The 24,517-nt window shown below is 65.1% G+C and carries 20 protein-coding genes and 2 tRNA genes; 5 read left to right on the top strand and 17 right to left on the bottom strand.

Features of this window, described 5'->3' with window-relative positions:
- Positions 1-6: 6 nt before the first annotated feature.
- From V6F88_RS09455 to V6F88_RS09420, 8 genes are all read right to left on the bottom strand, one after another.
- Positions 7-1,215: a metal-dependent hydrolase family protein gene (locus tag V6F88_RS09455; RefSeq protein WP_332609115.1), complete on the bottom strand. Its 1,209-nt coding sequence runs from the start codon at positions 1,213-1,215 to the stop codon at positions 7-9.
- A gap of 25 nt (positions 1,216-1,240) precedes the next feature.
- Positions 1,241-2,971, bottom strand: coding sequence for an ABC transporter ATP-binding protein (locus V6F88_RS09450; protein WP_332609113.1), 1,731 nt, complete (start codon positions 2,969-2,971; stop codon positions 1,241-1,243).
- 7 nt (positions 2,972-2,978) lie between these two features.
- Positions 2,979-3,905 carry an ABC transporter permease gene (locus tag V6F88_RS09445; protein ID WP_332609111.1) on the bottom strand — a complete coding sequence of 309 codons (927 nt, stop codon included), beginning with the start codon at positions 3,903-3,905 and terminating at the stop codon, positions 2,979-2,981.
- A gap of 10 nt (positions 3,906-3,915) precedes the next feature.
- Entirely contained in the window at positions 3,916-4,887 is a 972-nt protein-coding gene (locus V6F88_RS09440; protein WP_046803920.1) for an ABC transporter permease, read from the bottom strand.
- Positions 4,888-5,021: 134 nt separating this feature from the next.
- A complete protein-coding gene (locus tag V6F88_RS09435; RefSeq protein ID WP_332609109.1) occupies positions 5,022-6,629 on the bottom strand; it encodes an ABC transporter substrate-binding protein in 1,608 nt (535 codons plus the stop codon).
- Positions 6,630-7,005: 376 nt separating this feature from the next.
- A complete protein-coding gene (locus V6F88_RS09430; protein ID WP_332609108.1) occupies positions 7,006-8,406 on the bottom strand; it encodes a GTPase/DUF3482 domain-containing protein in 1,401 nt (466 codons plus the stop codon).
- Complete coding sequence (locus V6F88_RS09425; RefSeq protein WP_332609106.1) at positions 8,399-9,904, bottom strand: DUF2868 domain-containing protein; 1,506 nt, start codon at positions 9,902-9,904, stop codon at positions 8,399-8,401. Before V6F88_RS09425 ends, V6F88_RS09430 begins: the two co-directional genes overlap by 8 nt.
- Positions 9,905-10,037: 133 nt before the next feature.
- On the bottom strand, positions 10,038-10,928 hold the full coding sequence (locus V6F88_RS09420; protein WP_332609104.1) for an AraC family transcriptional regulator: 891 nt from the start codon (positions 10,926-10,928) through the stop codon (positions 10,038-10,040).
- A gap of 160 nt (positions 10,929-11,088) precedes the next feature.
- Here V6F88_RS09420 and V6F88_RS09415 point away from each other — a divergent pair, with 160 nt between their 5' ends.
- A complete protein-coding gene (locus tag V6F88_RS09415; protein WP_332609103.1) occupies positions 11,089-11,982 on the top strand; it encodes a DMT family transporter in 894 nt (297 codons plus the stop codon).
- Between the two features lie 56 nt (positions 11,983-12,038).
- On the opposite strand, the gene V6F88_RS09410 is transcribed toward V6F88_RS09415, so the two are convergent.
- The 5 genes from V6F88_RS09410 to V6F88_RS09390 form a co-directional block, all read right to left on the bottom strand.
- Complete coding sequence (locus V6F88_RS09410) at positions 12,039-13,244, bottom strand: aminotransferase class V-fold PLP-dependent enzyme (protein WP_332609102.1); 1,206 nt, start codon at positions 13,242-13,244, stop codon at positions 12,039-12,041.
- 24 nt (positions 13,245-13,268) lie between these two features.
- Positions 13,269-13,742 carry a RidA family protein gene (locus V6F88_RS09405; RefSeq protein WP_332609101.1) on the bottom strand — a complete coding sequence of 158 codons (474 nt, stop codon included), beginning with the start codon at positions 13,740-13,742 and terminating at the stop codon, positions 13,269-13,271.
- Positions 13,743-13,895: 153 nt separating this feature from the next.
- Positions 13,896-14,822: a LysR substrate-binding domain-containing protein gene (locus V6F88_RS09400; RefSeq protein WP_332609100.1), complete on the bottom strand. Its 927-nt coding sequence runs from the start codon at positions 14,820-14,822 to the stop codon at positions 13,896-13,898.
- Positions 14,823-14,986: 164 nt separating this feature from the next.
- Positions 14,987-15,062: transfer RNA gene (locus V6F88_RS09395), tRNA-Asn, on the bottom strand.
- Between the two features lie 66 nt (positions 15,063-15,128).
- Positions 15,129-15,929 (bottom strand): IclR family transcriptional regulator, encoded by an 801-nt coding sequence (locus V6F88_RS09390; protein WP_332609098.1) that lies wholly within the window; start codon positions 15,927-15,929, stop codon positions 15,129-15,131.
- 193 nt (positions 15,930-16,122) lie between these two features.
- On the opposite strand from V6F88_RS09390, the gene V6F88_RS09385 reads away from it, so the two are divergent.
- The 3 genes from V6F88_RS09385 to V6F88_RS09375 all read left to right on the top strand — a co-directional run bounded on the left by V6F88_RS09385 (position 16,123) and on the right by V6F88_RS09375 (position 20,025).
- Positions 16,123-17,544 (top strand): amidase, encoded by a 1,422-nt coding sequence (locus V6F88_RS09385; protein WP_332609096.1) that lies wholly within the window; start codon positions 16,123-16,125, stop codon positions 17,542-17,544.
- A 27-nt stretch (positions 17,545-17,571) separates the two neighbouring features.
- Complete coding sequence (locus V6F88_RS09380; protein ID WP_332609095.1) at positions 17,572-18,537, top strand: Bug family tripartite tricarboxylate transporter substrate binding protein; 966 nt, start codon at positions 17,572-17,574, stop codon at positions 18,535-18,537.
- 99 nt (positions 18,538-18,636) lie between these two features.
- Positions 18,637-20,025, top strand: coding sequence for a GntP family permease (locus tag V6F88_RS09375; RefSeq protein ID WP_332609094.1), 1,389 nt, complete (start codon positions 18,637-18,639; stop codon positions 20,023-20,025).
- Between the two features lie 81 nt (positions 20,026-20,106).
- Here the strand turns inward: V6F88_RS09375 and V6F88_RS09370 are convergent.
- The 4 genes from V6F88_RS09370 to V6F88_RS09355 all read right to left on the bottom strand — a co-directional run bounded on the left by V6F88_RS09370 (position 20,107) and on the right by V6F88_RS09355 (position 23,229).
- A tRNA-Thr gene (locus V6F88_RS09370) sits at positions 20,107-20,182 on the bottom strand.
- A 99-nt stretch (positions 20,183-20,281) separates the two neighbouring features.
- On the bottom strand, positions 20,282-21,373 hold the full coding sequence (locus tag V6F88_RS09365; protein WP_332610226.1) for a Gfo/Idh/MocA family oxidoreductase: 1,092 nt from the start codon (positions 21,371-21,373) through the stop codon (positions 20,282-20,284).
- Complete coding sequence (gene iolG / locus V6F88_RS09360; RefSeq protein WP_332609092.1) at positions 21,327-22,310, bottom strand: inositol 2-dehydrogenase; 984 nt, start codon at positions 22,308-22,310, stop codon at positions 21,327-21,329. The genes V6F88_RS09365 and iolG overlap by 47 nt, the downstream gene beginning before the upstream one ends.
- A 22-nt stretch (positions 22,311-22,332) precedes the next feature.
- Positions 22,333-23,229, bottom strand: coding sequence for a MurR/RpiR family transcriptional regulator (locus V6F88_RS09355; RefSeq protein WP_332609091.1), 897 nt, complete (start codon positions 23,227-23,229; stop codon positions 22,333-22,335).
- Between the two features lie 271 nt (positions 23,230-23,500).
- Here V6F88_RS09355 and V6F88_RS09350 point away from each other — a divergent pair, with 271 nt between their 5' ends.
- Positions 23,501-24,502 (top strand): sugar ABC transporter substrate-binding protein, encoded by a 1,002-nt coding sequence (locus tag V6F88_RS09350; RefSeq protein ID WP_332610223.1) that lies wholly within the window; start codon positions 23,501-23,503, stop codon positions 24,500-24,502.
- Positions 24,503-24,517: the final 15 nt, after the last annotated feature.

Genomic DNA, 24,517 nt, shown 5'->3' with positions numbered 1-24,517 from the left:
CCGGGATCAGAACGGCAACGCACCCGCCGCCAGTTCGCCGTTGCGCAGCACCGCCACGTGAAAGCGCTTGTCGGCCGCTTTCAGGATGTCTTCGGTCGGGTCGCCTTGCACCAGCAGCAGGTCGGCCACCTTGCCCTGGGCGATGACGCCGTGCTGGGTCAAGCCCATCAGGTCGTGGCCGCGCGACGTGCCGGCGATCAGCGCGTCGACTGGCGTCATGCCGAACTCCACCATGTACGCCAGCTCCATGGCGTTTTCGCCGTGCAGGTTGAACGGCGTGCCCGCGTCCGTGCCCATCGCAATGCGGCCGCCGGCCTTGTAGTACATCTGGAACGATTCCCGATGGCGTTGTTCCACCGCGCGCGCCTTCTCCACCGCGTACGCCGGAATGCCGTTGTCCGCGTTGGCGATGATGTTGCGCACGGCGGCGATGGTGGGCACCAGATAGGTTTCGGCTTCCAGCATTTCGCGCAGGCAATCGTCGTCCATGAAGATGCCGTGTTCGATGGAATCGATGCCCGCGCGCACGGCGTTCAGAATGCCCTGGGTGCCTTGCGCATGGCTGGCCGTGCTTTTGCGAAAGCGCTTGGCTTCGTGCACGCCCGCCTTCAGTTCATCGAAGCTGTAGTGCGCGTCCATCGGGCTGACCCCGGGCGTCATCACCCCGCCCGTTGCCATGATCTTCACCAGGTCACAGCCCGCGTGCACTTGTTCGCGCACGGCCTTGACCACGTCATCAACCCCATCGGCAACGCGGCCGATGCGGTTGCCGTGCCCGCCCGTCATGCAGATGATGCGGCCGGACGCCTTGATGGTGGGGCCGGGAAACACGCCGCGCGCAATCGCGTCGCGCACGCCGAATTCCAGGTAGTCCTTGCCGCCGCAATCCCGCAAGGCGGTCACGCCGCCCCGCAGGCTGGCTTGCGCGTTTTCCAGCGCGGTCAGCGTGATCTGCGCGGGCCCCTGCTTGCTGAGCAAGGCGTTGGGGTCGGCGCCGCCGGTGTAGACCAGGTGCACATGGCAGTCAGCCAGGCTGGGCATCAGCGTCATGCCGGTGGTGTTGATCTGCAACCCCGCATAGCCTTCGAACGCGCCGGCCGGCGCCACGCGCGCCACCTGCTTGTCTTCGACCAGCACGCCGTGGTCGCGCAATACCTTGCCCTCGCCATCGAATACCAGGCCGCCGATGAAAAGAGTCTGTCGTGTCGCCGTCATGTCTTGCTCCGGTTGCGCTTCGCCGTCAGCCTTCGACCACATCCAGCCCCTCGCGGGACATAGTTTGCAGGCGCGGCATCAGGCCAAGCAGGTGCTGGCTGTAGGGGTGTTGCGGCTGCTGGAAGAGCGTTTCCGTTTCCGCCACTTCCAGCAATTCGCCATAGCGCATGACGCCGACGCGATCGCACATCTGGCGAATCACCGGCAGGTCGTGGCTGATGAACAGCATGGTCAGGCCCAATTCTTCTTGCAGGTCTTTCAGCAGATTCAGGATCTGCGCTTGAATCGATACGTCCAGCGCGGACGTGGGCTCATCGCAGATCAAAAAGCGCGGGCGCGTGGCCAGCGCGCGGGCGATGCAGATGCGCTGGCGTTGACCGCCCGAAAATTCGTGCGGAAAGCGTTCGGCGGCGCGGTCGCCCAGGCCCACGACGTCCAGCAGATCCGCCACGATGCGGCGCGCTTCGGCCTCGGATGCCGCCAGCTTATGAAAGCGGATCGGTTCGGCAATGATGTCCAGCACGCGCATGCGCGGATTCAGCGACGAAAACGGGTCCTGGAAAATCATCTGGATCTGGCGGCGGAACGGGTTGAGTTGTTTCTCGCCCTTGAGCGCCGTCAGGTCGGTGCCGCCGAACGTAACCGAGCCTTCCGACGGCGTGTACAAGCCCGAGATCAGCCTTGCGACCGTGGACTTGCCGGAGCCGGATTCGCCCACCAGTCCGAACACCTCGCCTTCGCCGATGGAAAAGTTCACGCGCTTGACGGCGTCCAGCGTGCGTTGGTTGCGCTTGAGCAGCGCACTCTTGAGCACGAAGCGCATGGACAGGTCACGCACCTGCACCAAGGGGCCATCCGTTTGCGCGCCGAAGTCGCGCCGCTGCCCCAGCCAATGCGTGGCCAGGTCCAGCGGTTGCGACGGCGTCTTCACGTCTTCGATATACGTGACCAGCGGAAAACGCTTGAGCTTGATGTCCGGGCGCGGCACGGCCGATATCAGGCTGCGCGTGTAGGGATGATCGGGGTCGCCCAGGATCTTGGTGGTGGGGCCTTGTTCGACCAGCTTGCCGTGATACAGCACCGCCACACGATCGGTCACGTCGGCAATCACGCCCATGTCGTGCGTGATGATGATCATGCCGACCTGCTCTTCGCGGCACAGCTTCTTCAACAGCTCAAGAATCTGCGCCTGAATGGACACGTCCAGCGCGGTGGTGGGCTCGTCGGCGATGATGACTTCGGGTTCGCAGCACAAGGCCAGCGCAATCACCACGCGCTGGCGCATGCCGCCCGAGAACTGATGCGGATATTGCTTGACGCGCAGTTCCGGCTGGTCGATGCCAACCTGCACCAGCAATTGCACCGCCCGCTTCCTGGCTTCCGCATGCGTCAGGTTCAGGTGCACCTGCATGGTTTCCACCAGCTGGCTTTCCACCGTTTGCAGCGGGTCCAGCGACGTCAGCGGGTCTTGGAAAATCATGCCGATGCGGCGGCCACGCACCATGCGCTTTTGCGCGGGCGTCAGCGTGTCGATGCGTTCGCCGTTCAGCAGCACCGAGCCGCCGGCCAAGCGACCGGGCGCTTCCAGCAGGCCGATCACCGCGTTGCCGATGGTGGACTTGCCCGCGCCGGACTCGCCGACCACGCCCAGGATTTCGCCCTTTTCCAGCGATAGCGATACGCCGTCCACCGCGACCAGCGTGCCACGGCGGCTGGGGAATTCGATGCGGATGTCTTCAATGTTCAACAGGGCCATGACGTCCTCAGCGCAGCTTGGGGTTGAGCGCGTCGCGCAGCCAGTCGCCCAGCAGATTGACTGATAGCACCAGCGCAACCAGCGCAATGCCCGGAAAAATAGAAATCCACCACATGCCCGAAAACAGGTAGCTGTTGCCGATACGAATCAACGTGCCCAGCGACGGCGCCGTCGGCGGCACGCCCACGCCCAGGAACGACAGCGTGGCTTCCGTGATGATGGCAATCGCCAAATGGATGGTGGCAATGACCAGCACGGGGCCCATGACGTTGGGCAGGATGTGGCGGCGCAGGATGGTGATCGGGCCGATGCCGATCAGCCGTGCCGCCTGCACATATTCCTTGTTGCGTTCGACCAGCGTGGAGCCGCGCACGGTGCGCGCGTACTGCACCCAGCCCGAAATCCCGATGGCGAAGATCAGCACGTAAAGCGCCAGTTGATCGTGCATGTCGCGCGGCAAGACGCCACGCGCCACGCCGTCGATCAGCAGCGCCACCAGGATGGCCGGAAACGACAACTGCACGTCCGCGATGCGCATGATGAAGCTGTCGATGCGGCCGCCGGCGTAGCCGCTGATAAGGCCCAGCGTCACGCCCAGCACCATCGAAAACAGTACCGATGCAAACCCCACCAGCAGCGACACGCGCGAGCCGTACAACACGGCGGAAAGAATGTCGCGGCCCTGGTCGTCGGTGCCCAGCACGAAGTCCGGGCTGCCGCCCTCTTCCCAGGCGGGCGGCGTGTTGGCGTCCATGATGGACAGCGATGCCAGGTCGAAGGGGTTGTGCGGGGCGATGATGGGCGCGAACAGCGCGCCCAGCAGGATGGCCAGCGTCACGATGGCGGCGATGATGGCGCCTGGCGACCGCTTGAAGCTGTGCCAGATATCGCTGTCGGCCGCGCGGGCAAACAGGGGAGCGATGCGAGCAATCATGTTGATTCCTTTACTTGCTCTGCACGCGCAGACGCGGGTCCACGGCGAAATACAGCAGGTCGACGACCAGGTTGATGACCACGAACATGAAGGCGATCAGCACCAGATAGGCCGCCATCACCGGGATGTCCACCATGCTGATGGCCTGGATGAACAACAGCCCCATGCCTGGCCACTGGAACACGGTTTCGGTGATGATGGCGAACGCGATGATCGAGCCCAATTGCAGGCCGGTAATCGTGATGACCGGTACCATCGTGTTCTTCAAGGCGTGGCGAAAGTTGATCAGCCGTTCAGGCAGGCCGCGCGCCCGCGCGAACTTGATGAAATCAGCGCGCAGCACTTCCAACATTTCTGCGCGCACCAGCCGCATGATCAGCGTCATCTGAAACAGCGCCAGCGTGATGGCCGGCATGATCAACGCCAGCCATCCGGACTTGGTCAGAAAGCCGGTGGTCCACCACCCCAGGCTGACCACGTCGCCGCGTCCGAAGCTGGGCAGCCATCGCAGCTGCACGCCAAACACAAGAATAAGCAGGATGCCGATCAGGAAGGTGGGCAACGAGATGCCGGCCAGCGACAACGCCATGAACGCCTTGGACAGCACGCCGTGGCGGCGCAACGCCGTGTAGATGCCCATCGGAATGCCCAGCGCCAGCGCCATCACGGCGGACACGAAGGACAGTTCCAGCGTGGCGGGCATGCGCTCTTCGAGCAGCTCGCTGACGGGGCGGCGCTGCCGGTACGAAATGCCGAAGTCGCCGTGCGCGGCGTTGCCGACAAAACGGGCGAACTGCACGACAAAGGGGTCGTCCAGGCCCAGCTGTTCGCGCAACTGCGCGCGTTGTTCAGGGGTGGTGTCCTGGCCTACCATGCTGGCGATCGGGTCGCCCACATAGCGAAACATGGAGAACGCGATCAGCGCCACCGTCAACATCACCAGCACCGACTGGATAAGCCGTTGCGCAATAAAGGAAAGCATTATCGGGTGCCCTCGTTTGCAGATAACGCCGGGCCGCGTTTCCGTTGACAGCCGGAACCGGGGCTGGGCCGGGCGCGCCCGGACGGCTTGCGCCATCCGGGGCTCAACTAGTCAGATAGGTGTGGGTCAGGCGGTTACGGCAACACCACGTCACGCAGGTCAAGCACGTCGTCGGCGCGTTGGATCACCTTGATGTTGTCCTTCACGCCCCACGACATCGGCTGCTGGTGCAAGGGCAGATAGCCGTAGTCGCTACGCACGATCTCGAAGGCTTCCTTGATCATGGCGTTGCGCTTTGTCTGATCAGTTTCGACGCCGATCTTGTTGGTCAGATCGTCCACCTTTTTATTGCAGTAGCCGCCCAGGTTGAACTGCCCGGCCGCCGTCTTCGCATCGCGGCACGCCGCCAGATTCAGCAGCGCGTTGTGTGCGTCGGTGGAACTGGGCGTCCAACCCAGCATGTACATGCTGGTCTGGTTGCCCGCTTGCAGCAGGATCTTGCCGAAGTACTTGGACTTGGTCTGCGCCAGCAGATTGATCTTGATGCCCACGCGCGCCAGCATGCCGGCCACGGCCTGGCAGACCTTTTCGTCGTTGACGTAGCGGTCGTTGGGGCAATCCATGGTGACGGTGAAGCCCTTCGGATAGCCCGCTTCGGCCAACAGCTTCTTGGCGCGTTCGGGGTCGGGCTTGTACGGCGCGCCATACGAATCCGCGTAGCCGTTGATGGCGGTGGCGACCAACGAGCCCAGCGGCTTGGCCGCCCCGCGCATGATCTTGTCGTTGATGGCCTTGGTGTCCACGGCCAGCACGACGGCTTCGCGCACCTTGGCGTCCTTGAACGGGTTCTTGCCCTTGACGTCCGAGAACAGCAGTTCGTCGCGGTCCTGGTCCATGCCGATGAAAATGGCGCGCGCTTCGGGCGCCGTCAGCGGCTTGACGCCCTTGGCGTCTTCCAGGCGCTTCCAGTCTTGCACGGGCACAGGCTGCACCAAGTCCATTTCGCCCGAGATCAGCGCGGCCACGCGCGTGGCTTCCTGGGTGATCGGCTGGAAGATGACTTCATCGACGTTGGTCTTGATGTCTTTGTTCCAGTAGCCGTCATAACGCTTGAGCACCGTCTTCACATCGGGCTGGCGCGACACCAGCATGAACGGACCGGTGCCGTTGGCGTTCAAATTGGCGTAGTTGCCCTGGTTGTCGCCCTTGACGTTGGTGGCTTCGGTGGTCTTGTTCTTTTCCGCCCAGGTCTTGCTCATGATGTACAGAAACACCCATTCGCGCGGCAGGATGGGGTTGGGCGTGGGGGTGGTGACTTCGACGGTGTAGTCGTCGACTTTCTTGATGTCGGATGCCTTGGCGCCGTAGCCCTTCATGTCCGAACCGGGCGTCAGGCTGCGCTTCCAGGAAAAGATCACGTCGTCGGCGGTGAACGGCGAGCCGTCATGAAACTTCACCCCTTTGCGCAGCTTGAAGACCCATTTGGTGGGCTCGGGGTTTTCCCAGCTTTCGGCCAGCAGCGGTGTCAGTTTCAGGTTGCCGTCATAGCCGGCCAGCGTTTCGTAGATGTTGCCCTGGAAGCCCAGCGTGAACGTCTCGTTCAGCGCCATCGGGTCCATCGAGGTGGCGTCGCCCTGGTACGCCCAGTGAAAGGTCTTGGCGGCCGCGCCGGCGCTGAACGCCAGTGACGCGGCAATGGCGGTCGCCAGCGCAGCTTGCTTCAAGTGAGGAAAAGTACGCATAGCCCTCATGCTCCGTGTGGTGCGCGGATTGCGCGACAGAAGTGACAGGGCCCCAGCCCCAACGGGTTCCGGGGCATGGCGTTGCTGCTTACGACGAAAGGCGGTGCGGGGTGGCGCGGCACGCGGGGCGTACCGCGCGCAGGCCGTGAAAGGCGATGCCGGGAATCACTGCAGAGGACTTCGACTTCACGATAGATCCAACCCCTTGTGATTGTCATGGCGGGGGCAGGCCCGCGCCGATGCAGATCGAATCTTATAGACGCATTCGTTTAAGCGTCAATCGGTTTGGATTGGGGTTAGTCCGCGCTTGCCGTCCGCCTGGAATGGTGCACTTTCGCGGTGCAAATGGGGGCGCCGCGCACTGCGCAATGACGGGCTATTCGATGGCCGGGCCGGACGATGCGGCAGATGCGGCAAGCGTGCGCGCCAGCTCATGGACCGTGCGTTTGCGCCGGTCGCTGTCTTCGTAATGCTTGCCCAGCGCGGACCATTCCGGACGGCTGCGCGCTTCCTTCAAGGCTTCCGGCAAAGGGCCCTTGCGCCAGGCCTCATCATCCGGAAGGGCTAGTTTCAATGGCTCGCGCGCGGCGTGTCCGCGACGTTCCAGCGCGTCGATCAATTGGCGCTGGCGCAGCGCCAGCAAGCGCAGCACGGCATCGTCGACGCTGATCTCGCGCCAGCCGCGCAGCTTGCCGGCCACGCGCTTGCCCAGCTTTTCAACGCCCTGCCACAAGCCGCCCGCCGCCGCGCCGATCAGCATGCCGGTGCCCAGGCTCAGGCCCGCGCTAAGCAAGTCGACCGCCGCGCCGGCCATGGCACCGGCGGCAGCGCCCATGCCCACCTGTACGCCCATGTCCTTGAGCGCCTGGGGGTGGAACAGGTCCATGCCCCAGCGTTCGCCTTGCAAGGGCAAGGCGTCGTCGGTGAAGTCAGCGGCGCGAAAGTTGTAGAGCGCCAGCAGCGCGTTCACGCAGGTCTGTTCGCGTTGGCGCACGTGGTCGCGCAACTGGCTGGACGCAGCGGCCAACGCGGTGTCGTCGCTGGGGCTTGCCAGGCGCAGCGCCGCCACGTCGATCAGCAGATCGGCCAGTAGCTCGTAGGCGGCGGCATGGCGTTCGCGGCGTTGCGCGGACAGGCTGTCGGACAAGCGCGCCAGCGCACCGGCATGGCGGTCCAGTAGCACGCCTAGCTTGGCGTACAGCTGCTGCTCGCCATCCAGCGGCGGGGCCACTGTGTCGAATTCCACAACCGCATGCAGGCCCAGCCGCGCCATGGCGCCGCGCCATTCATCCGCGCGGTGGGCGGGCGCATTCACGAAATTAAGCACCGGCAGCAAGGGCCGCCCGCAGGCCGCAAGAATGGAGAGCTCGTCCCGATGCTTGCCCAGCACGGGGTCGCGCGCGTCGATCACGTACAAGGCCGCGTCGCACTCCAGCATCTTCGTCAGCACGCGCGCTTCCTGCTCGAAGCGGCCGTGCGCCTCGGGTGTATCCAGAAAACGCCGGATGCGCGCCGGACCGTCCAGCCGTTCATCGGGCCGGTCCAGGCGTTCCAGGTATTCCAGCAGCGCGATGCTGTCTTCCATGCCGGGGGTGTCGAACCATTCCAGCACGGCGCGGCCATCCAGGCGCAAACGCGCGCCTTCGACGTGGCGCGTCGTGCCGGGGCTGTCGGCCACTTCGCCAAAGGTCGTGTCGCGCGTCAGGGTGCGCAGCAGCGAGGTCTTGCCGGTGTTGGTGTGGCCGACCAGCGCGATCTTGATAATGTCGTCAGCCATGGTGGGCCTGTAGCCACGTCAGCGGCGCGTTGGGCGTTTGCAAGATGGCGTCGGCGGGCAGGCCAAGCGCCAGCAGGCGTTCACGCCACAGTGCGGCGCGGGTGTTGTTGTTGGCGTTATTGCGGCTGGCGTCGCTGCCGCCTTCGGAATTGTTATTGCCATCACCGCCGTCTTGATCACCGCTTGCGCGCGGAGCGATAAGCCAGACGGCCGTATGGCCCGCGTGGGCGGATAGTTCGGCGATCAGCGACAGGGTGCCGCGATCCGGCGTTTGCCGCGCGTCGCAGGCGATCAGCAAACGCGATGCGGCCGCTTGGGCCAGCGCGTCCAGCACGCGATTGCGCTCTTCGCGCGTGTCCAGGTTGCCCGCCATCTGCACGGCAGCGGGCAGGTTGGCGGGCGGCCAGGCCACGTCGCCCGGCAGTTCCAACCCCAACAGCACGGGCTGCCCCGCCAGGCCGGACAGCGGCGCGGACTGCATTCGCGGTTGGTGCAGCGCATCCACCGGGCGGTCGATGCCGGTGGACTGGGCGGCGGGTTCCAGGCGGTCGCGCAAGGGAGAAAAGCCTGCCAGCAAGGGGTCGATGCGCAAGCGACCCAGCGCCCGCAGCGTGGCGGCCACGCAAAGCGCGGCAGCCAGCAGCCGAGGCAGGATGCCGTAGACCACGACGACGCCGATCAGCCACAACGACCATTGCACCTGCGCGTCGGCGGACAGCGTCTGGCTGCCGTCGCTGGCGCGGATGACCGTCGCGTCCGGCATCGCAAAGCCCAGGTGCGCCGGCAACCAGCCGATGGCTTGCGTCAGCCAGACGAAGGTGTCGGGCGCCAGCAGCGTGGTGGCCCAGACAAAGCGGTAACTGGCGGTGGACAGCACCACCAGCAAGGCGGCCAGCGCGGCGCATAGCGCGGTCAACCACAGCAGATGGCTGACCGCGCCGAACAGCCAGCGCAAGGCGCCCGCGCGCGCCAGCAGATTCAAAAAGGCCTGCGGCACCAGCGCGCTGTCGGGGCCGCGCGCCAGCTTGCGGGTGGCCCACAGCCATAGCCGCCCCAGGCCGGTGGCGGCGGTGGGCTTGAGCAGAAAGCTGCCCAGCCACAGCAGGAAGGTCAGCGCATGCAAGCCCAGCAATGCGCCCAGCGCCCACAGCACATTGACCGGGCGCGTGCCGTCGCCCAACGCGCCCAGCGCCACGGCGATGCCCGACATCAGGGCCAGCACGAACAACGCCGCCAGAATCGCCTGCGCGCTGCGGCGCCAGCCATCCACCAGCGGGCCAAGATTCTCGCGCTGTGCAAGCAGGTCGGCGCGGGCCAGGATGCGCGCAGGCAGATCGGTGTCCAACTGCCGTACGCGGCGCACGGCATCGGCGTCGTCCAGCGGACCCCAATGGGTTTCGCGCAGGCGGATGAGTTCGGCCAGCCAGTGCGCGCGCAACGGGCGGTGGCCGGCAGAGCCGGTCGGCAGGTCAAAAGCGCGAGAGGTCGAAGGCGGCATCGCGTTGGTAGGCGGCGCGGACGGACCGCGGTGTAAGGCCGCAAAGGGCGATGCGACATTGTAGACCTGCACCCTTGGCGCACCTGGCGCATTCGGCGCACTCCATCGGCCCGTAAGGTCCGGCGACGCCGGTTCAGTGCTGGCGCCGGGCCTGCCGGTATTGGCCGGGCGTGACGCCGACGGCCTCGCGAAACACGCGTGACAGGTGGCTGGCATTGCCAAAGCCGCTGGCCTGGGCAACGCCGGCCAGGTCGCCCTTGCCGCTTGCCAGCAACCCGCGCGCATGCGCCAGCCGCCGCGCCCGCACCCATGCATGCGGCGGTTCGCCGAACGAGGTGTGGAACATGCGGGCGAAATGGTAGGTGGACAAGGCGGCCACGCCCGCCAGCTCGTCCAGCGTCAAGGGCGCATGCAGGTGCGCGTCGATGTAATCCATGATGCGCCGGCGCACGGCCGGGGCCAGCCCGCCGCGCGAAGGCTGCACCGTCTTGCGCGCCACGCCTTGTTGCAGCAGATGGTGCAACACCGTTTCGGCCGCGCTGCTGGCGGCCAGGCGGTCGGCGGGCTGCGCCCAGTCGGTGCCCAGCAGTTGCCGGCAGACGTCGATCAGCGATTCGTCCTGGATGTAGGTGCGGTCGCGCAATTCCAGCGTGCGCGGCTCGCAATCCAGGCGCATGACGGCTTCGCGTGCCAGGCGTTCGGGCGCAATGTACAGGTGCAGGAAATGCACGGTGTCGTTCATGCACCAGCGCGAATAGTGTTCGGCCGGCAGCACGCAGAACTTGCCGGCGCCGCCGTGCAGCGTGTCGCGGCCTACACGGAACGATTTGTCGCCGCCATGCAGGTATAGCGACAGCGTGTGGTGGCCGGGGGTGTCGTAGCCCAGCGTTTCGCGCGCGCTGCGGGCCCATTGCGAAATGGCGATGCCTTCGCCCAGGGCGGCGGCGCGTTCCAGCGTGGCGGTGGAACGCGACAAGGTGCGAAAGACGGAGAAGTCGGCCGGGGCCGAAGCGACGATTCCCATAGAAGCGAAATGCTACTGCGATCCCGCGCGCGCCGCGCGCGAGGCGGCATAAAAACCGCAAGATCCGGCAATCTCGCCATCCGCCGCCGGCGCACACTGGCGGCCAGACAAGCGGCCATCGCCGCGCGTACCGCGTCCCTTTTTCCTTGCCGATTGCACCGTGAATCTCTTCCTGTATTTCCTGACCGTCGTTATCTGGGGCACGACCTGGATCGCCATCAAGCTGCAATTGGGCGTGGTGGCCATTCCGGTATCGATCTTCTACCGCTTCGCGCTGGCGGCCCTGGTGCTGTTTGCGATGCTGCTGCTGAGCCGCAAGCTACAGAAACTGGATCGGCGTGGGCATGGGCTGTGCGTGGGCCAGGGGCTGTGCCTGTTTTGCTTGAATTTCCTGTGCTTCTACACGGCTACGCAGTGGATTCCCAGTGGTCTGGTGTCGGTGGTGTTTTCGGCGGCTACGCTGTGGAACGCGTTGAACGCCCGCCTGTGGTTCGGCACCCGTGTCGCGCCGCGCGTGATGCTGGCCGGCGCCATCGGCTTTTCGGGTCTGGTGCTGCTGTTCTGGCCCGAGCTTGCCGGTCAGGAGGCCAGTCACGAAACGCTGTTGGGATTGGGTTTTGCGCTGTTGGGCACGTTCTGCTTTTCCACGGGCAACATGCTGTCGTCGCTGCAACAACGCGCTGGCGTGCGGCCGTTGACCGGCAACGCCTACAGCATGTTCTACGGGGCGACGATCCTGCTGGCGGGTTGCTTGTTGGCAGGCCTGCCGTTTCGGTTCGACACGTCCGAGCAGTACGTCGGCGCCCTGCTTTACCTGGCGATTCCGGGGTCTGTGATCGGCTTTACGGCGTACCTGACCCTGGTGGGGCGCATGGGGCCCGCGCGCGCCGCGTACTGCACGGTGCTGTTTCCGGTGGTGGCGCTGGGCGTGTCCACGGTGGCCGAGGGCTACCAGTGGACGCCGCCGGCGCTGCTGGGGCTGGCGCTGGTGATGGTGGGCAACCTGCTTGTATTCACCAAGTGGACGCCGTTCATGCGGCGCGTGGCGGGATGAAGGCTGAGGGGTAATCGTTGGGGGTCCAGGTCCAGGTCCAGGCCCTGGCCCAGGCGCTACGGCGCCGCGCGCGCCACGTCGCGCAGGGCGTCCAGCAAGCGATCGATCTCGTTGTCGCTGGTCAACGGGCTGACCGACACCCGCGCAATGTGAGCCAGGCCACGCGCCTGCATGTCCAGCGGCGTGTACGGCACGCCATTGCTGCCGATCGTCACGCCTGCTGAAGCCAGCGCGCGCTGAACGTCGGCGGCGTTTCGCCCTTGCAGGTTGAACGAGATCAGGCTGGATTTTTCACGCCCCTGGTCCAGCACCGTCAGCCCCGGGATGGCGGCAAGTTCGGTGCGCAGGCGCTGGGCGGTGGCGTCCAGCGTGGCGCGGATCGAACCCAGGCCCAGCGCCAGTGCTTCTTGCAACGCATTGGCCAGGCCGCAACGCAGCGCCAAGGAGTTCTCGGCCGATTCCAGGCGGCCGGCGTCGGCGCGCAACACGGGGCGGCCGTCGGCATCCAGCGGCGCGGAATAGGTGTCGATGAAGGCGGGCGTCAACTGGTCCAGGAAGCGGCGCCGCACATACAACAGGCCCGTGCCTCGGGGGCCGCGCAACGCCTTGCGCCCCACGCCGCTCAAGACGTCACAGCCTACCTCGGCGACATCGATGGGCAATTGCCCGACTGCCTGCGCGGCGTCCACGAAGTAAGGAATTCCGTGCCGGCGCGCTACGCGGCCGATGGCGGCGGCCGGGTTGATCAGGCCACCATTGGCGGGCATCCAGGTCAGCGCGATCAGGCGCACGCGGTCGTCCACCCTGTCAGCCAGCGCGTCGGGGTCCACGCAACCGCTGTCATCCGACGCTATGGTTTCGAGCACAGCGCCCGCACGTTCGGCGTGCAGCCGCATGGCGGCCAGGTTGCCCCCCCATTCATGACGACCAACCAGGATGCGGTCGCCGGGTCGCCATGGGCCAAGCGCCGCGAAGGCCGCGCCCCAACCGGCGGAATTGCCGGTGGTCAAAGCAATTTCATCGGGCTGCGCGTTCAATAGCTGCGCGGCAAGCGTGCGCGCGTTTTCGGTCAACGCGCGCGAGGCCACCCCTGCTTCCATGGGGCCAAGCGTGGCCTCGCGTTGCAGGTGCTCGTGGATGGCGTGCAACGTGCCGGAGGACGGCAGCGACGAGCCGGCGTGATTGAAATGGACGCTGGTTTGGACGCCCGGCGTCTGGGCGCGCAGGGACTGGATGGTGGCGGCGGTCAGGGGGGCGGACATGGTCGATTCCGTTGGGCGCGGAACTCAGGCGGGGGTCAGGGCGACGACGGCTTCGATTTCCACCGACACGCCTTGCGGCAGGGACGCCACGCCCACAGCGCTGCGCGCATGGCGGCCGGCGTCGCCGAACACCTCGACCATCAGGTCGGAGGCGCCGTTTGCGATGGCGCTTTGGCGGTTGAAATCCGGCGTGCTGGCCACGAAGACACCCAGGCGCACGATGCGCGCCACGCGGTCCAGGCGGTCGCCCGTGGCGGCGGCGATCTGCGCCAGCAGCCCCAGGGCGGACAAGCGGGCCGCTTCGACGCCGTCGGCATCCGACACTTGGTTGCCCAGCTGGCCCAGGTATTGCGGCTTGCCACCCTTGCGCGAAATCTGGCCCGAGATGGTCAGCAGATTGCCCTCAAGGACGAAAGGCACATAGTTGGCGGCGGGCGCGGCGGCGGCTTCCAGGGTGTAGCCCAGTTCGGCCACGCGGCCGGAGATCGTACGGGTCATAGCGGATGTCCTGTGAAATGTCAGAGAGTCAAAAGCGGGAAGCCCCAAACCGCTGGACTCCAAGGCCGCTTTAAAAGCGTAACGCAGGCCCTGATGCTATCGGCCGCGCCGCCGCCTGACCAATCAATTCTTGTCGGCGACACATGAGTAAAACTAATGCGTCGCGAGGAAAGCCGGCTCGTCCGTTTGCGCCGCGTCCGTCAGCCAGTCGCGCAAGGCGGCTGCGGCGGGCTGCAACGCGCCACGTGGCGCGACAAACCACCAGCCGATGCGCGGATCTTCCAACATCGCGCCGGGCAGCGCCTGCACCAGCGCGCCGCTGGCCAGGTGCGGTGCGATCAGTCGGTGCCGACCCATGGCCAGCCCCTGCCCCGCCAGGGCGGCTTCCACCACGATGTTGTAGTCATGCAAGCGCACCGTCTGGGCACGGCCCAGGTCCATGCCGAAGCGGCGCGCCCACGCATCCCATTCAAAAGGCTGTTTGGCGTGCGAGGTCAGCAGCGGATGGCGCAACAGATCTTCAGGCGTGCGCGGGCGCTTGCGGCCGGCGATGCGCTGGGGGGCGCCAACAACCGACAGTTGCTCGGTCATGAGCAGGCGCGAGGCCACGCCGGGCCAAGAGCCGCGGCCATAGCGTATGGCCACGTCCACGTCGCCGCCGGCCACGTCGGCCAAGCCGATGTCGGGCAGCAACTGCAATTCAATGTCGGGATGCGCGGCGGCGAATGCGGGCAGGCGAGGCGCCAGCCAACGCGTGGCGAACGAGGCCAGCAAGCCCACCTTCAGCGTTACGCGCGCGGCGGCGGGCGCGCGTAGCTGGTCCGTACCCTGCCGCAACAGCTCGAAGGCCGCGTGCACGTGTTCAAAATAGGCCTGGCCAGCGGGCGTCAACGCGACGGCTCGCGTGCGCCGCTCAAACAGCGCCACGCCTAACTCGCTTTCCAGCCGCTGGATGTGATGGCTGACCGCGCTTTGCGAGACGAACAGTTCCTGCGCGGCCAGCGAAAAGCTCAAGCGGCGCGCGGCCGCTTCAAAAGCGCGCAGGGAAACCAGGGCAGGCAGGGATCGCGTGGATCGCATGGTGGGGCAAGACAAGGCCGTCGACAGGGATGCGCGATTATCCTACGCGCTCTTGGCTCAGGCATGCAGACGGCACGCCCCAATGCAAAAAGCCCGCAAACAAGTTGCGGGCTTTTTTAGGGGTACTGCAAGCGGTGCGGATACGGCATGCACTGCTGAAATTTTGGCTCCCCGAGCTGGGCTCGAACCAGCGACCTGCGGATTAACAGTCCGTCGCTCTACCGACTGAGCTATCGGGGAACAGGTAGAGGGGCCGAATTATGCACAAAAAATCGAAAGAATGCAAAGCGGCCACAGAAATTCTGTTCAAGCGTGCTGAATCGCGTGGGCGGTGCGCAAGAGTTGCGGCACGATATCGCGCAGCAGGCGGTCGCCGGGGTAGTCGTGGCGCGGCGCGCTGACGCTGATCGCGGCCAGCGGCACATCACGCGCGTCGCGTAACAGCACGGCCGCCCCAACCTGGTTTTGCAGCACCTGGTCTTCGGTCAACGCGTAGCCGTCAGCGCGCGCCTGGCGGATCAAATTCAGCAAGGCGGCCGGGTCGGTCACTGTGCGCGGCGTAAACGCGCGCGGCGGCGCCTGATGCAACGCCCGCAAGATGGTGTCGTCGTCCTGCTGGGTCAGCAGCATGCGCCCGCCGCTGTTGCACCAGGCGGGCATGCGGCGACCCGGCAGCATCTCGGCCAGCGTCAGCTGACGGCTGGGCAGGCGCAGCAGATAGATCATGTCGGTTGCAACCAGCACGCTCATGTGCACGGCCAGCCCACAGCGATCGCGCAGCGCCACCAGATGCGGCGCGGCCATCGACACCAGCCGGTCGTTGCGCAAGAAGAAGTAGCCCAGCTCAACCACACGGGGACCCAGGCGATAGCGGCGAGATACCGGGTCCCTGGCCAGATAGCCCAGGCGTTCCCAGGTGTGCACGAAGCGCTGTGCGGCGCTTTTTCCCAAGCCGGTCAACGTGGCGATATCGGTCAACCCCAGGGAATCCGTGGCGTCCCGAAAGGCGTCCAGCACGCGCATTCCTTTTTCCAACGACGCGACAAACAGCGGGTCGTCCGCGTCGGGCGTGGCAGTGTTGGTCGGGTGTGCGATGCGTGTCGTCATGGCTGAGATCGGGGGGAACGCGGGCGAGAACGGGCAATGGCGCGCGGGCCCGGCAAGGATTCAAGACGGGTCCGACGCTAGTTTCCCCGAATTGTCCGGGGGGCGAATAGCCACTATAAAGTTGATTATTCAATACTTTGTATCGCATAGCAATACACATGAACGCCCACACTCCACGTCGTTTTCCTTCCCCATGACGCATTCTTCATCGCTCTGCGAGGTGAGCGCCGTAGCGCTGCGCGCCGAAATCGCCGCCGGCCACGCCAGCGCGCGTGACGTCATGGCGGCCCACCTGGCGCGTATTGATGCGTGCAACCCCCACGTCAACGCCATCGTGACCGTGGACGCGGAAGAAGCCATGGCTCGCGCCGCGCTGGCGGACGAACGCCAAGCCCGGGGGGACGCGCTGAGTTTGCTGCACGGCCTGCCGATCGTGCACAAGGATTCGTTTCTGACGGCCGGCATGCGCACCACTTACGGCTCGCCGCTGTACCGCGATTTCGTGCCTGAGCGCGATAGCTTGATCGTCACGCGGGAACGCGCCGCCGGGGCCATCACGCTGGGCAAGAGCAATCTGCCGGAGTTCGGCGCGGGCTCGCAGACCTTCAATGCGGTGTTCGGCATCACCCGCAACCCTTACGATTTGCGCATGACGGCGGGCGGCAGCAGCGGCGGCGCGGCTGCTGCGCTGGCCGCGCGCATGACGCCGCTAGCCGACGGCACGGACATGGGCGGCTCGCTACGCAACCCCGCGTCCTTCTGCAATGTGGTCGGCCTGCGTCCTTCGCCCGGCCGCGTGCCGCAATGGCCCACGGCCAGCCCTTATAACGCGTTGACGGTGGCGGGCCCCATGGCGCGCACGGTGGCCGATGTGGCCTTGCTTTTGGCGGCCACGGCCGGACCGGACGCACGCGATCCCTTGGCGGTCGATCAGGACCCCGCGCGTTTCCTGGCCAGCCTGGAGCGCGACTTCAAGGGCGTGCGCATCGCGTACGCGCCCAGGTGGGGCGGTCTGCCCGTGCAGCGCGACGTATTGCAGGTACTGGAAAGCCAGTTGCCGGTCTTCGCGGATCTGGGTGCGAAGGTTGAGCAGGCCTGCCCCGACTTCACTGGGGCCAACGACGCCTTCCAGGCCTTGCGCGCCCAGGTCTTCGCGATCGGCTACGAGGCCGCGTTGCGCCAGCATCGGCATCTGCTCAAGGACACGGTGATCTGGAACATCGAACTGGGCCTGACCCAAGCGCCCGCCGTCGTTGTGCAGGCCGAACGCGACCGCGCGGCCCTGTTCGCCCGCATGCACGCCTTCATGCAGACGCATGAATTCCTGATCGGCCCGGTCAGCCAGGTGGTGCCCTTTCCGGTGCAAGAAGAAACGGTCAGCCATATCGACGACACGCCGATGCACAACTACATCGACTGGATGCGGTCCGGCTATTACCTGTCGCTGACCGGCCACCCGGCGATTTCAGTGCCATGCGGCTTTACCGAAGAGGGCTTGCCGGTAGGCATCCAGATCGTTGGACGCTATCGCCAGGAACACGCGCTGCTGCAACTGGCGCACGCCTTCGAATCCGCCACACAGCATTGGCGCCGCGCGCCGGTGCTGCCCGACTGAGCAATTCAACAATACAAGGGGAAATCCATGAACAAAACGATATCGCGCGCGCTGGCCCTGTGCGTCCTGGCCGCCACGCCGCTGTTAGCCACGGCCGACACGTATCCGTCCAAGCCCATCACCTTGGTGGTGCCGTTTCCGCCGGGCGGGTCCACCGATGTGATCGGCCGCCTGTTCGCGGCCAAACTCGGTGCGCGCCTGGGCCAGACAGTGGTCATCGAGAACAAGCCCGGCGCCAACACCAGCATCGGCGCGGTGGCCGTGGCACGCGCGGCGCCCGATGGCTACACGCTGATGATCACTGGCGCGCCCACCTTCACGCTGAATTCGCTGCTGTATTCAAACCTGAACTACGACCCCGTCAAAAGCTACGAATACGTCGCCGTGGCGGGCAGCACGCCGTTCGTTATCCTGACCAATCCGCAATCCGGCATCGGCACGGTGGCGGACATCACCAGCAAGTCGGCCGCGCAGGCGCTTAGTTTCGGTTCGTTTGGCAATGGGTCCACGCCGCATATCGCCGGAGAATCGCTGGCCCAACGCACGGGCGCCAAGCTGTTGCACGTGCCCTATCGCGGCAGTGCGCCGGCGATGACGGATTTGATCGGCAACCAGATCCCGCTGTCGATCGACACGCTGGTAGCCAGCCTGCCGCAGATCAAGGCGGGCAAGGCGCGAGCGGTGGCGTTGACGGGCAGCGCGCGGTCAACGCTGGTGCCCGAGGTGCCCACCGTCGCGGAAAGCGGCGTGTCGGGCTATGACTTCGAAACCTGGTTTGGTGTCGTCATGCCCAAGGGCACGCCCGCGCCCATCGTCAATCGGATGTCCAAGGAGATCCAGGCGGTGATGGCCGAACCCGATACCCGCGCCAAGCTGCAAGAGCTGGGTTTCGACGCCACGTACCAGGATCCGGCGGCGTTCCGCGCCAAGGTCGACAGCGAACTGGCGCGCAATGTCGCGGTCATCAAGGCGGCGGGGATCAAGCCGGACTGAGCGCTGGGGCGCGGCAAGGCGCGGGGCGCGCGGCTTGCCGATCCCTTATCATGGCACCCAGAAGGTTCGCGACCTCTCTCGTCTTTACTGGGTTAATCCATGTCTTCGTTTGACATTCAATTGCTGCTCACCGCCCTGGTGAGCGTCTTGGTGCTGGTCGCCCTCATCGTCTCGCGCATTCGCATGCATCCGCTGCTGGCGCTGTTGATCGTTTCGATCGGTGTGGGTTTTGCAACGGGCATGTCGCCGGTTGCCATCGTTAAAAACCTGACCGACGGCGCCGGCAAAACGCTGGGCGCGGTGGGCGTGGTGATCGCGCTGGGTGCGATGCTGGGCAAGATCCTGGCGGATTCCGGCACGACGGAACGCCTGGCCAACGCCATCTTGCGGCGCACTTCGGTGCGCTTGATTCCGTGGGCCATGACGCTGGTGGCTTTTGTCATCGGCATTCCCATGTTCTTTGAAGTGGGTCTGGTCGTCATGCTGCCGCTGATCTTCAGCGTGGCGCGCAAGCTGGAAAGCCAGGAACGCTTCAAGGGGTCGGCTTACGTCTATGTGGGCGTGCCCGTCATTGCCGCGCTGGCCGCCATGCACGGCATGGTGCCGCCGCATCCCGGCCCGCTGACCGCCATTGCAACCCTGAAGACCACCGTGGGCCCCACGATGATCTACGGCTTTCTGGCCGCGCTGCCCGCGATGGTGCTGGGCGGCCCGCTATATGGGGCTTTCATCACGCCCCGCATGACGACGCGCCCCGATGAGGCGCTGCTGGAACAGTTCACCGTCACGCCGGAAAATGGCTCGGCTACCGCTGCGCCCAGCGTGGGCCTGGGCGTGCTTGCGGCCCTGCTGCCCGCGCTGCTGATGCTGGTGCACGCCCTGGCCGAGATGCTGTTGCCCAAGGATTCCAGCCTGATGCACGTAGCCGCCTTCCTGGGCAATCCGTTGGTGGCCATGCTGTTGGGCGTATTGTTCGCCGCGGTCACGCTGGTGTTCATGCGTGGCGGTGACGCCGAGAAATTGCGCGACGGCCTGGGCAAGAGCCTGAAGCCCATTGCCGGCATCATGCTGATCATCGCGGGCGGCGGCGCCTTCCAGCAGGTGCTGACCAGCGCCAAAGTGGGCGACGCCATCGTGCACCTGACACACCAGTTCGCCTTCCCGCCGCTGATCCTGGGCTGGCTGATCGCCATGCTGCTATCGGTATCCACCGGCTCGGCAACCGTCGGCATCGTGGGCGCCGCGGGCCTGCTGGCCCCACTGGCCGGCGCCGACCCCACGCTGAACCTGCCCCTGCTGGCGCTATCGATCGGCTGCGGTTCGCTGTTCTTTAACTACGCCAACCACGCCGGCTTCTGGATGGTGAAGGAATCGTTCGGCATGACGATGGGCGAAGCGACAAAAACGATTTCGGTCGTGCAGTCGATCGTGGCGGTGGTGGGCCTGCTGATGGTGCTGCTGTTCAACATGCTGCCGCCGCTGGGATAGGGGGCGGCGTTTCCTGGCGCCCGGAATAAAAAAACCCGACGAGAGATCGTCGGGCTTTTTTTGGAAACTACAGGGTGTTCATGGTGCCGGTGAAAGGAATCGAACCCTCGACCTTCTCATTACAAGTGAGCTGCTCTACCAACTGAGCTACACCGGCACGGCGTGCCGGGGCACGCGCAGGGACTGCATTGTAATGAATATTGCCGCGTTTGTAAGGTCAGCGGCCGGCTCATGGATATCGGCTCGCCGACCGCCCTTATCGCGCTATGTCCTGAGGCTGGCCGTGGTGCAGCGATGCCGTGACGGCGCGGGCAATACGGGTTGCTTCGGTGGCGTCTTGCAGCGACAGCGGCGAGATGGCGCCCCTGCGGCAGGCATCCACGAACGCCGCGAGCTCGTGCCGGAAGGCGTCCGAAAACCGTTCGAAGAAATCGCCTGTGGCCTGATGGCGGACGCCTTGCCCATCGCTGCGCACGATGTGGTCGCGCGGCGCGCCTTGTCCAATGAGAAGCTTGCCCTGCGTGCCGATGATTTCGGTGTGTTGTTCGTGTCCATGCAGGAACGTGCGCGAGGCATAGAACACCGCACGGGCGCCACCCTCGAATTCGACAATGGCCATACCGTTGTCCACATCGCCCATGGCGGCCAGGCCCTCGTGAACCGCGATGGTGCCGCTGGCGAACGCGCGCGTGGCCTTGGGATTGCCCAGCATCCAGCGCGCCAGATCGATGTCATGCACACTGCAATCCATGAAAATCCCGCCCGACGTGGGCGCAAAGGCAAGAAAGGCCCCGTCCGGGTCAAGGCGGTCGCAGGTTTGAGAGCGCACGAGAAAAGGCCTGCCGATATCGCCCTGCTGAACACTGTCGAAGGCGCGGGCATGGCTGGGGTCGAAGCGCCTGACGAAGCCCACCATGGCGATCAGATCGGGCCGGGCCGATGCGGCCGCTTCGACCCGCAGGCAGTCCGCCACATCAAGCGCCAGCGGCTTCTCGATGAAGACATGTTTGCCGGCCTGGAGCGCGGCAATGGCTTGGTCCGCATGCATCGACGTGGGCGTGACCAACACGATGGCGTCCACATGTGGGTCGCGCAAAAAGGCGTTGAAATCGCTGTAAGTTTTTTGTACGCCGAGCTTGGCGCCGGCAAACGCGCGTTCGGCTTGGACGGGGCTGCACGCGGCCGTCAAGACGCAGTCAGGCGTATGAAGCGCCAGGTTTTCGGCGTGTCTGCGCCCAAGCCGGCCCAGGCCGGCGATACCGACACGCAAAGCGGCTGTTGCGGTGCTCATGGTGGGTCTCTTAAAGTGCGACCGGCTGGCCGGTGGACAGGGATTGCGCGGCGGCATCTGCAAGCCGTTGCGCGGCGACGCCATCGGCGATCGTGGTACTGATCGAACCGCCCGTGCTCAGCTGCGTGAAGAAATGGTCCAATTCCAGGCGATAGGCTTCGCGGTAGCGTTGCAGGAAAAAGGGTTCGGGCAAGTCATGGTTGAGGCCCGCTGCCGTCCAATGCGCGACCTCGGTGGGGCGATGGTTGCCGCAGGCCAGCAAGCCGTCGGACCCCAGTATTTCGAAGCGCTGGTCGTAGCCGTAGGCGGCCCGGCGCGACGCGTTGATCTGGCACAGCTTGCCGCTCGCCGTGCGCAGTGTCACCGCGGCGGAATCGATATCGCCGGCCTCGGCAATGCGCGGGTCCGTCAGGCAGGAGCCGGTTGCGTGGACCATCGTGGCCTCTTCGCCGAACAACCAGCGAAAGACGTCGAAGTCGTGGATCAGCATGTCGCGAAAAATACCGCCCGATTGCCTCACATAAGAGGGGCTGGGCGCGCCGGGATCGCGACTGGTGATGATCAGCATTTCCGGCGTCCCGATCGCCCCGTTCGCCAGGCGATCGCGGGCAGAGGCGAAGGTGGGATCGAAGCGGCGTTGGAAGCCGATCATGCAACGGACATTTGCCGCTGCCACGGCGTCCTGGCAGCGAACCGCGCGTTCGGTGGACAAGTCCACCGGCTTCTCGCAAAACACGTGTTTGCCGGCCTGCGCGGCACGCATGATCAGGTCGCTGTGCGTGTCGGTGGATGAGCAGATCAGCACTGCCTGGATGTCGGGGTCGCGCAAGGCATCTTGTTCGCTTGCTCGGCGCGCGCCATGCCTGTCGGCCAGCGCATCCGCCAGGCCCGTGGCGGGATCGCACACCGTCGCCAATGTCAGGCCTGGCATGGCGGCCAGGTTGGCGGCGTGGATGGCGCCAATACGTCCAGCGCCAAAAAGTGCGACTTTCATTGTGCAACCTCCGCGAAAAGGGTCAGGGGCTGGCACGCGCTTGCGCGGCGCCGGTTTCGCTGGCGTCAAACCTCAATTCCAGTTTGTACGCCAGCGCGATAAACAGGGATTGCACCAGGCTCATGGTGCTGGTCAGGGACCGAAACCCGAACGTGGAACTTTCCTGAACGACCAAGGTGGCGGTGGCCGCCTGCGCGATCGGGCTCATTTGACTGTCGGAAATGGCGATGACGCGAGCGCCGCGGGCCACTGCTTCCGTTACGGTGGCAACGGTTTCATCGGCATAGGGGATGAACGAAATGGCGATCATCACATCGCGCGCGCCCAAGCCGCGTAGCTGGCCTTCCTGCATGTGGCCCACTCCGCTCATCCAATGCACCGCCTTGCTAGTGTGTTGCAGCGCATAGGCCAGATACGCGCCCACCGGAAATGAGCGCCGCGATGCCACGATCCACACGGCGGGCGCTTCTTCCAGCAGGCTTACCGCCGCGTCGAAGGCGCGCGGGTCCAGGTCACGCGACAGGGCTTCCAGGCTGGCGATGCCCCCGCCGATGACCTCGTGCGACAAGGTCGACAACGAGAGTTTTTCGGGCGTGGATTCAATCAGGTCTCGGATTCGGTCCTGATAGCTGCGGCCCGGCGCAATTTGCTGCGCCATGCCATCGCGAAACAGCTGCTGCATGTCCGTGAATCCGGAAAACCCGAAATGCTTGGCGAACCGAACGATCGCCGACGGTTGCGCCAAGCATCGCTCTGCCATGTCCTGGATGCGGTCCAGGGCGACATGGTCGCGATTTTGCTCGATGTACCGGCCCACCGCCTTGAGTTGTCGACTGAGGCTTGGATATTGCTGCGAGATATCGCTAAGGAATTGTGCAACGGTGGTGTACGGGCAGGTCTTGGGCACGGATTTCGGCATGGCGGCTCGGGCGGGGTCTTTGAGGCGAGGCGATAGAAAGAATTATAGAAAGCGCTAAGAATATTTAGAAAATTATTTCCATAGGGTTTTCGATGACAAATTAATTTCTATCCTGGCCTATCATGGCTCGCACATTGATCGGCCAGACGCCGGACGGGACGGGTTTGACAACACAAGCCCGCCCTCTTGCCGCAACGCCGCACGGAGAAGACAGATGACGTACCCGCGACCGACGCTGCACCGCAGGCTCAAACTCACCCTGAGCGCCTTCATGTTCAGCGCAGTGCTGGCGGGCGCCACGCCAGCGGTGGCCGACAAATACGTCTTGATCAGCCATGCGCCTGACTCCGATTCCTGGTGGAACGTCATCAAGAACTCGTTGAAGCAGGCGGGGGACGATTACGGGGTGCAGGTGGATTACCGCAATCCCGCCACCGGGGATATCGCTGAAATGGCGCGGCTGATCGAACAGGCGGCCGCCGCCAACTATGACGGCGTGATGGTGACCATCGCTGACTTCAACGTACTGCAGCGCGCGTTGGAAAAAGTTCGCGCCAAGCGCATTCCGCTTATCACCATCAATTCCGGGTCGGCGGAACAGTCCGAGCGGCTGGGCGCCATCATGCATGTAGGGCAACCCGAGTACGACGCCGGTCACGCCGCGGGCCTGCGTGCCAAAGCGGCCGGTGTACAGCGTTTCCTTTGTGTCAACCACTACGCCACGAACCCGGTGTCCTTCGAGCGTTGCAAGGGCTTTGCCGACGCAATCGGTGCTGATTTCCGCGCCAGCACGCTGGATACGGGTGGTGTCGATCCCAGCGCGGTGGAGTCCAAGGTGTCCGCGTATCTGCGCCAACACCCCGACACCCAAGGCATTCTGGCGTTGGGGCCCGATGCCGCAGGCCCCACCCTGCGTCTGCTGGAAAAGGCCGGCCTGACGAACAAGATCTGGTTCGCCACGTTCGATTTGTCCGACGATATTGCTCGCGCCATCAAGGCCGGCACCGTGCAGTTCGCAATCGATCAGCAGCCCTTTCTGCAGGGTTACATCCCCGTGGCGGTGATGGTGAGGATGAAGGCGGATCGCGCGCGAGGCGCCGCTACGGCGGATTCGGTTCAAGCGGCGCTAAAGGCTGATCCGAAGGCCGCCGCGCGCTTTGAGGAATACGGCGTGACGCCCGTGTACGGGCCCCGCCACATCAGCTCGGGCCCCGGCTTCATCACGGCAGGGAATCTCTCGAAAGTGGAGAAGTACGCCGGTCAGTATCGCTAAGCGCAAAGGAACACG

Source organism: Achromobacter sp. ESBL13, assembly GCF_036668755.1.
Lineage (GTDB): Bacteria > Pseudomonadota > Gammaproteobacteria > Burkholderiales > Burkholderiaceae_B > Achromobacter.
This window is presented reverse-complemented; position numbering and strand designations above follow the sequence as displayed.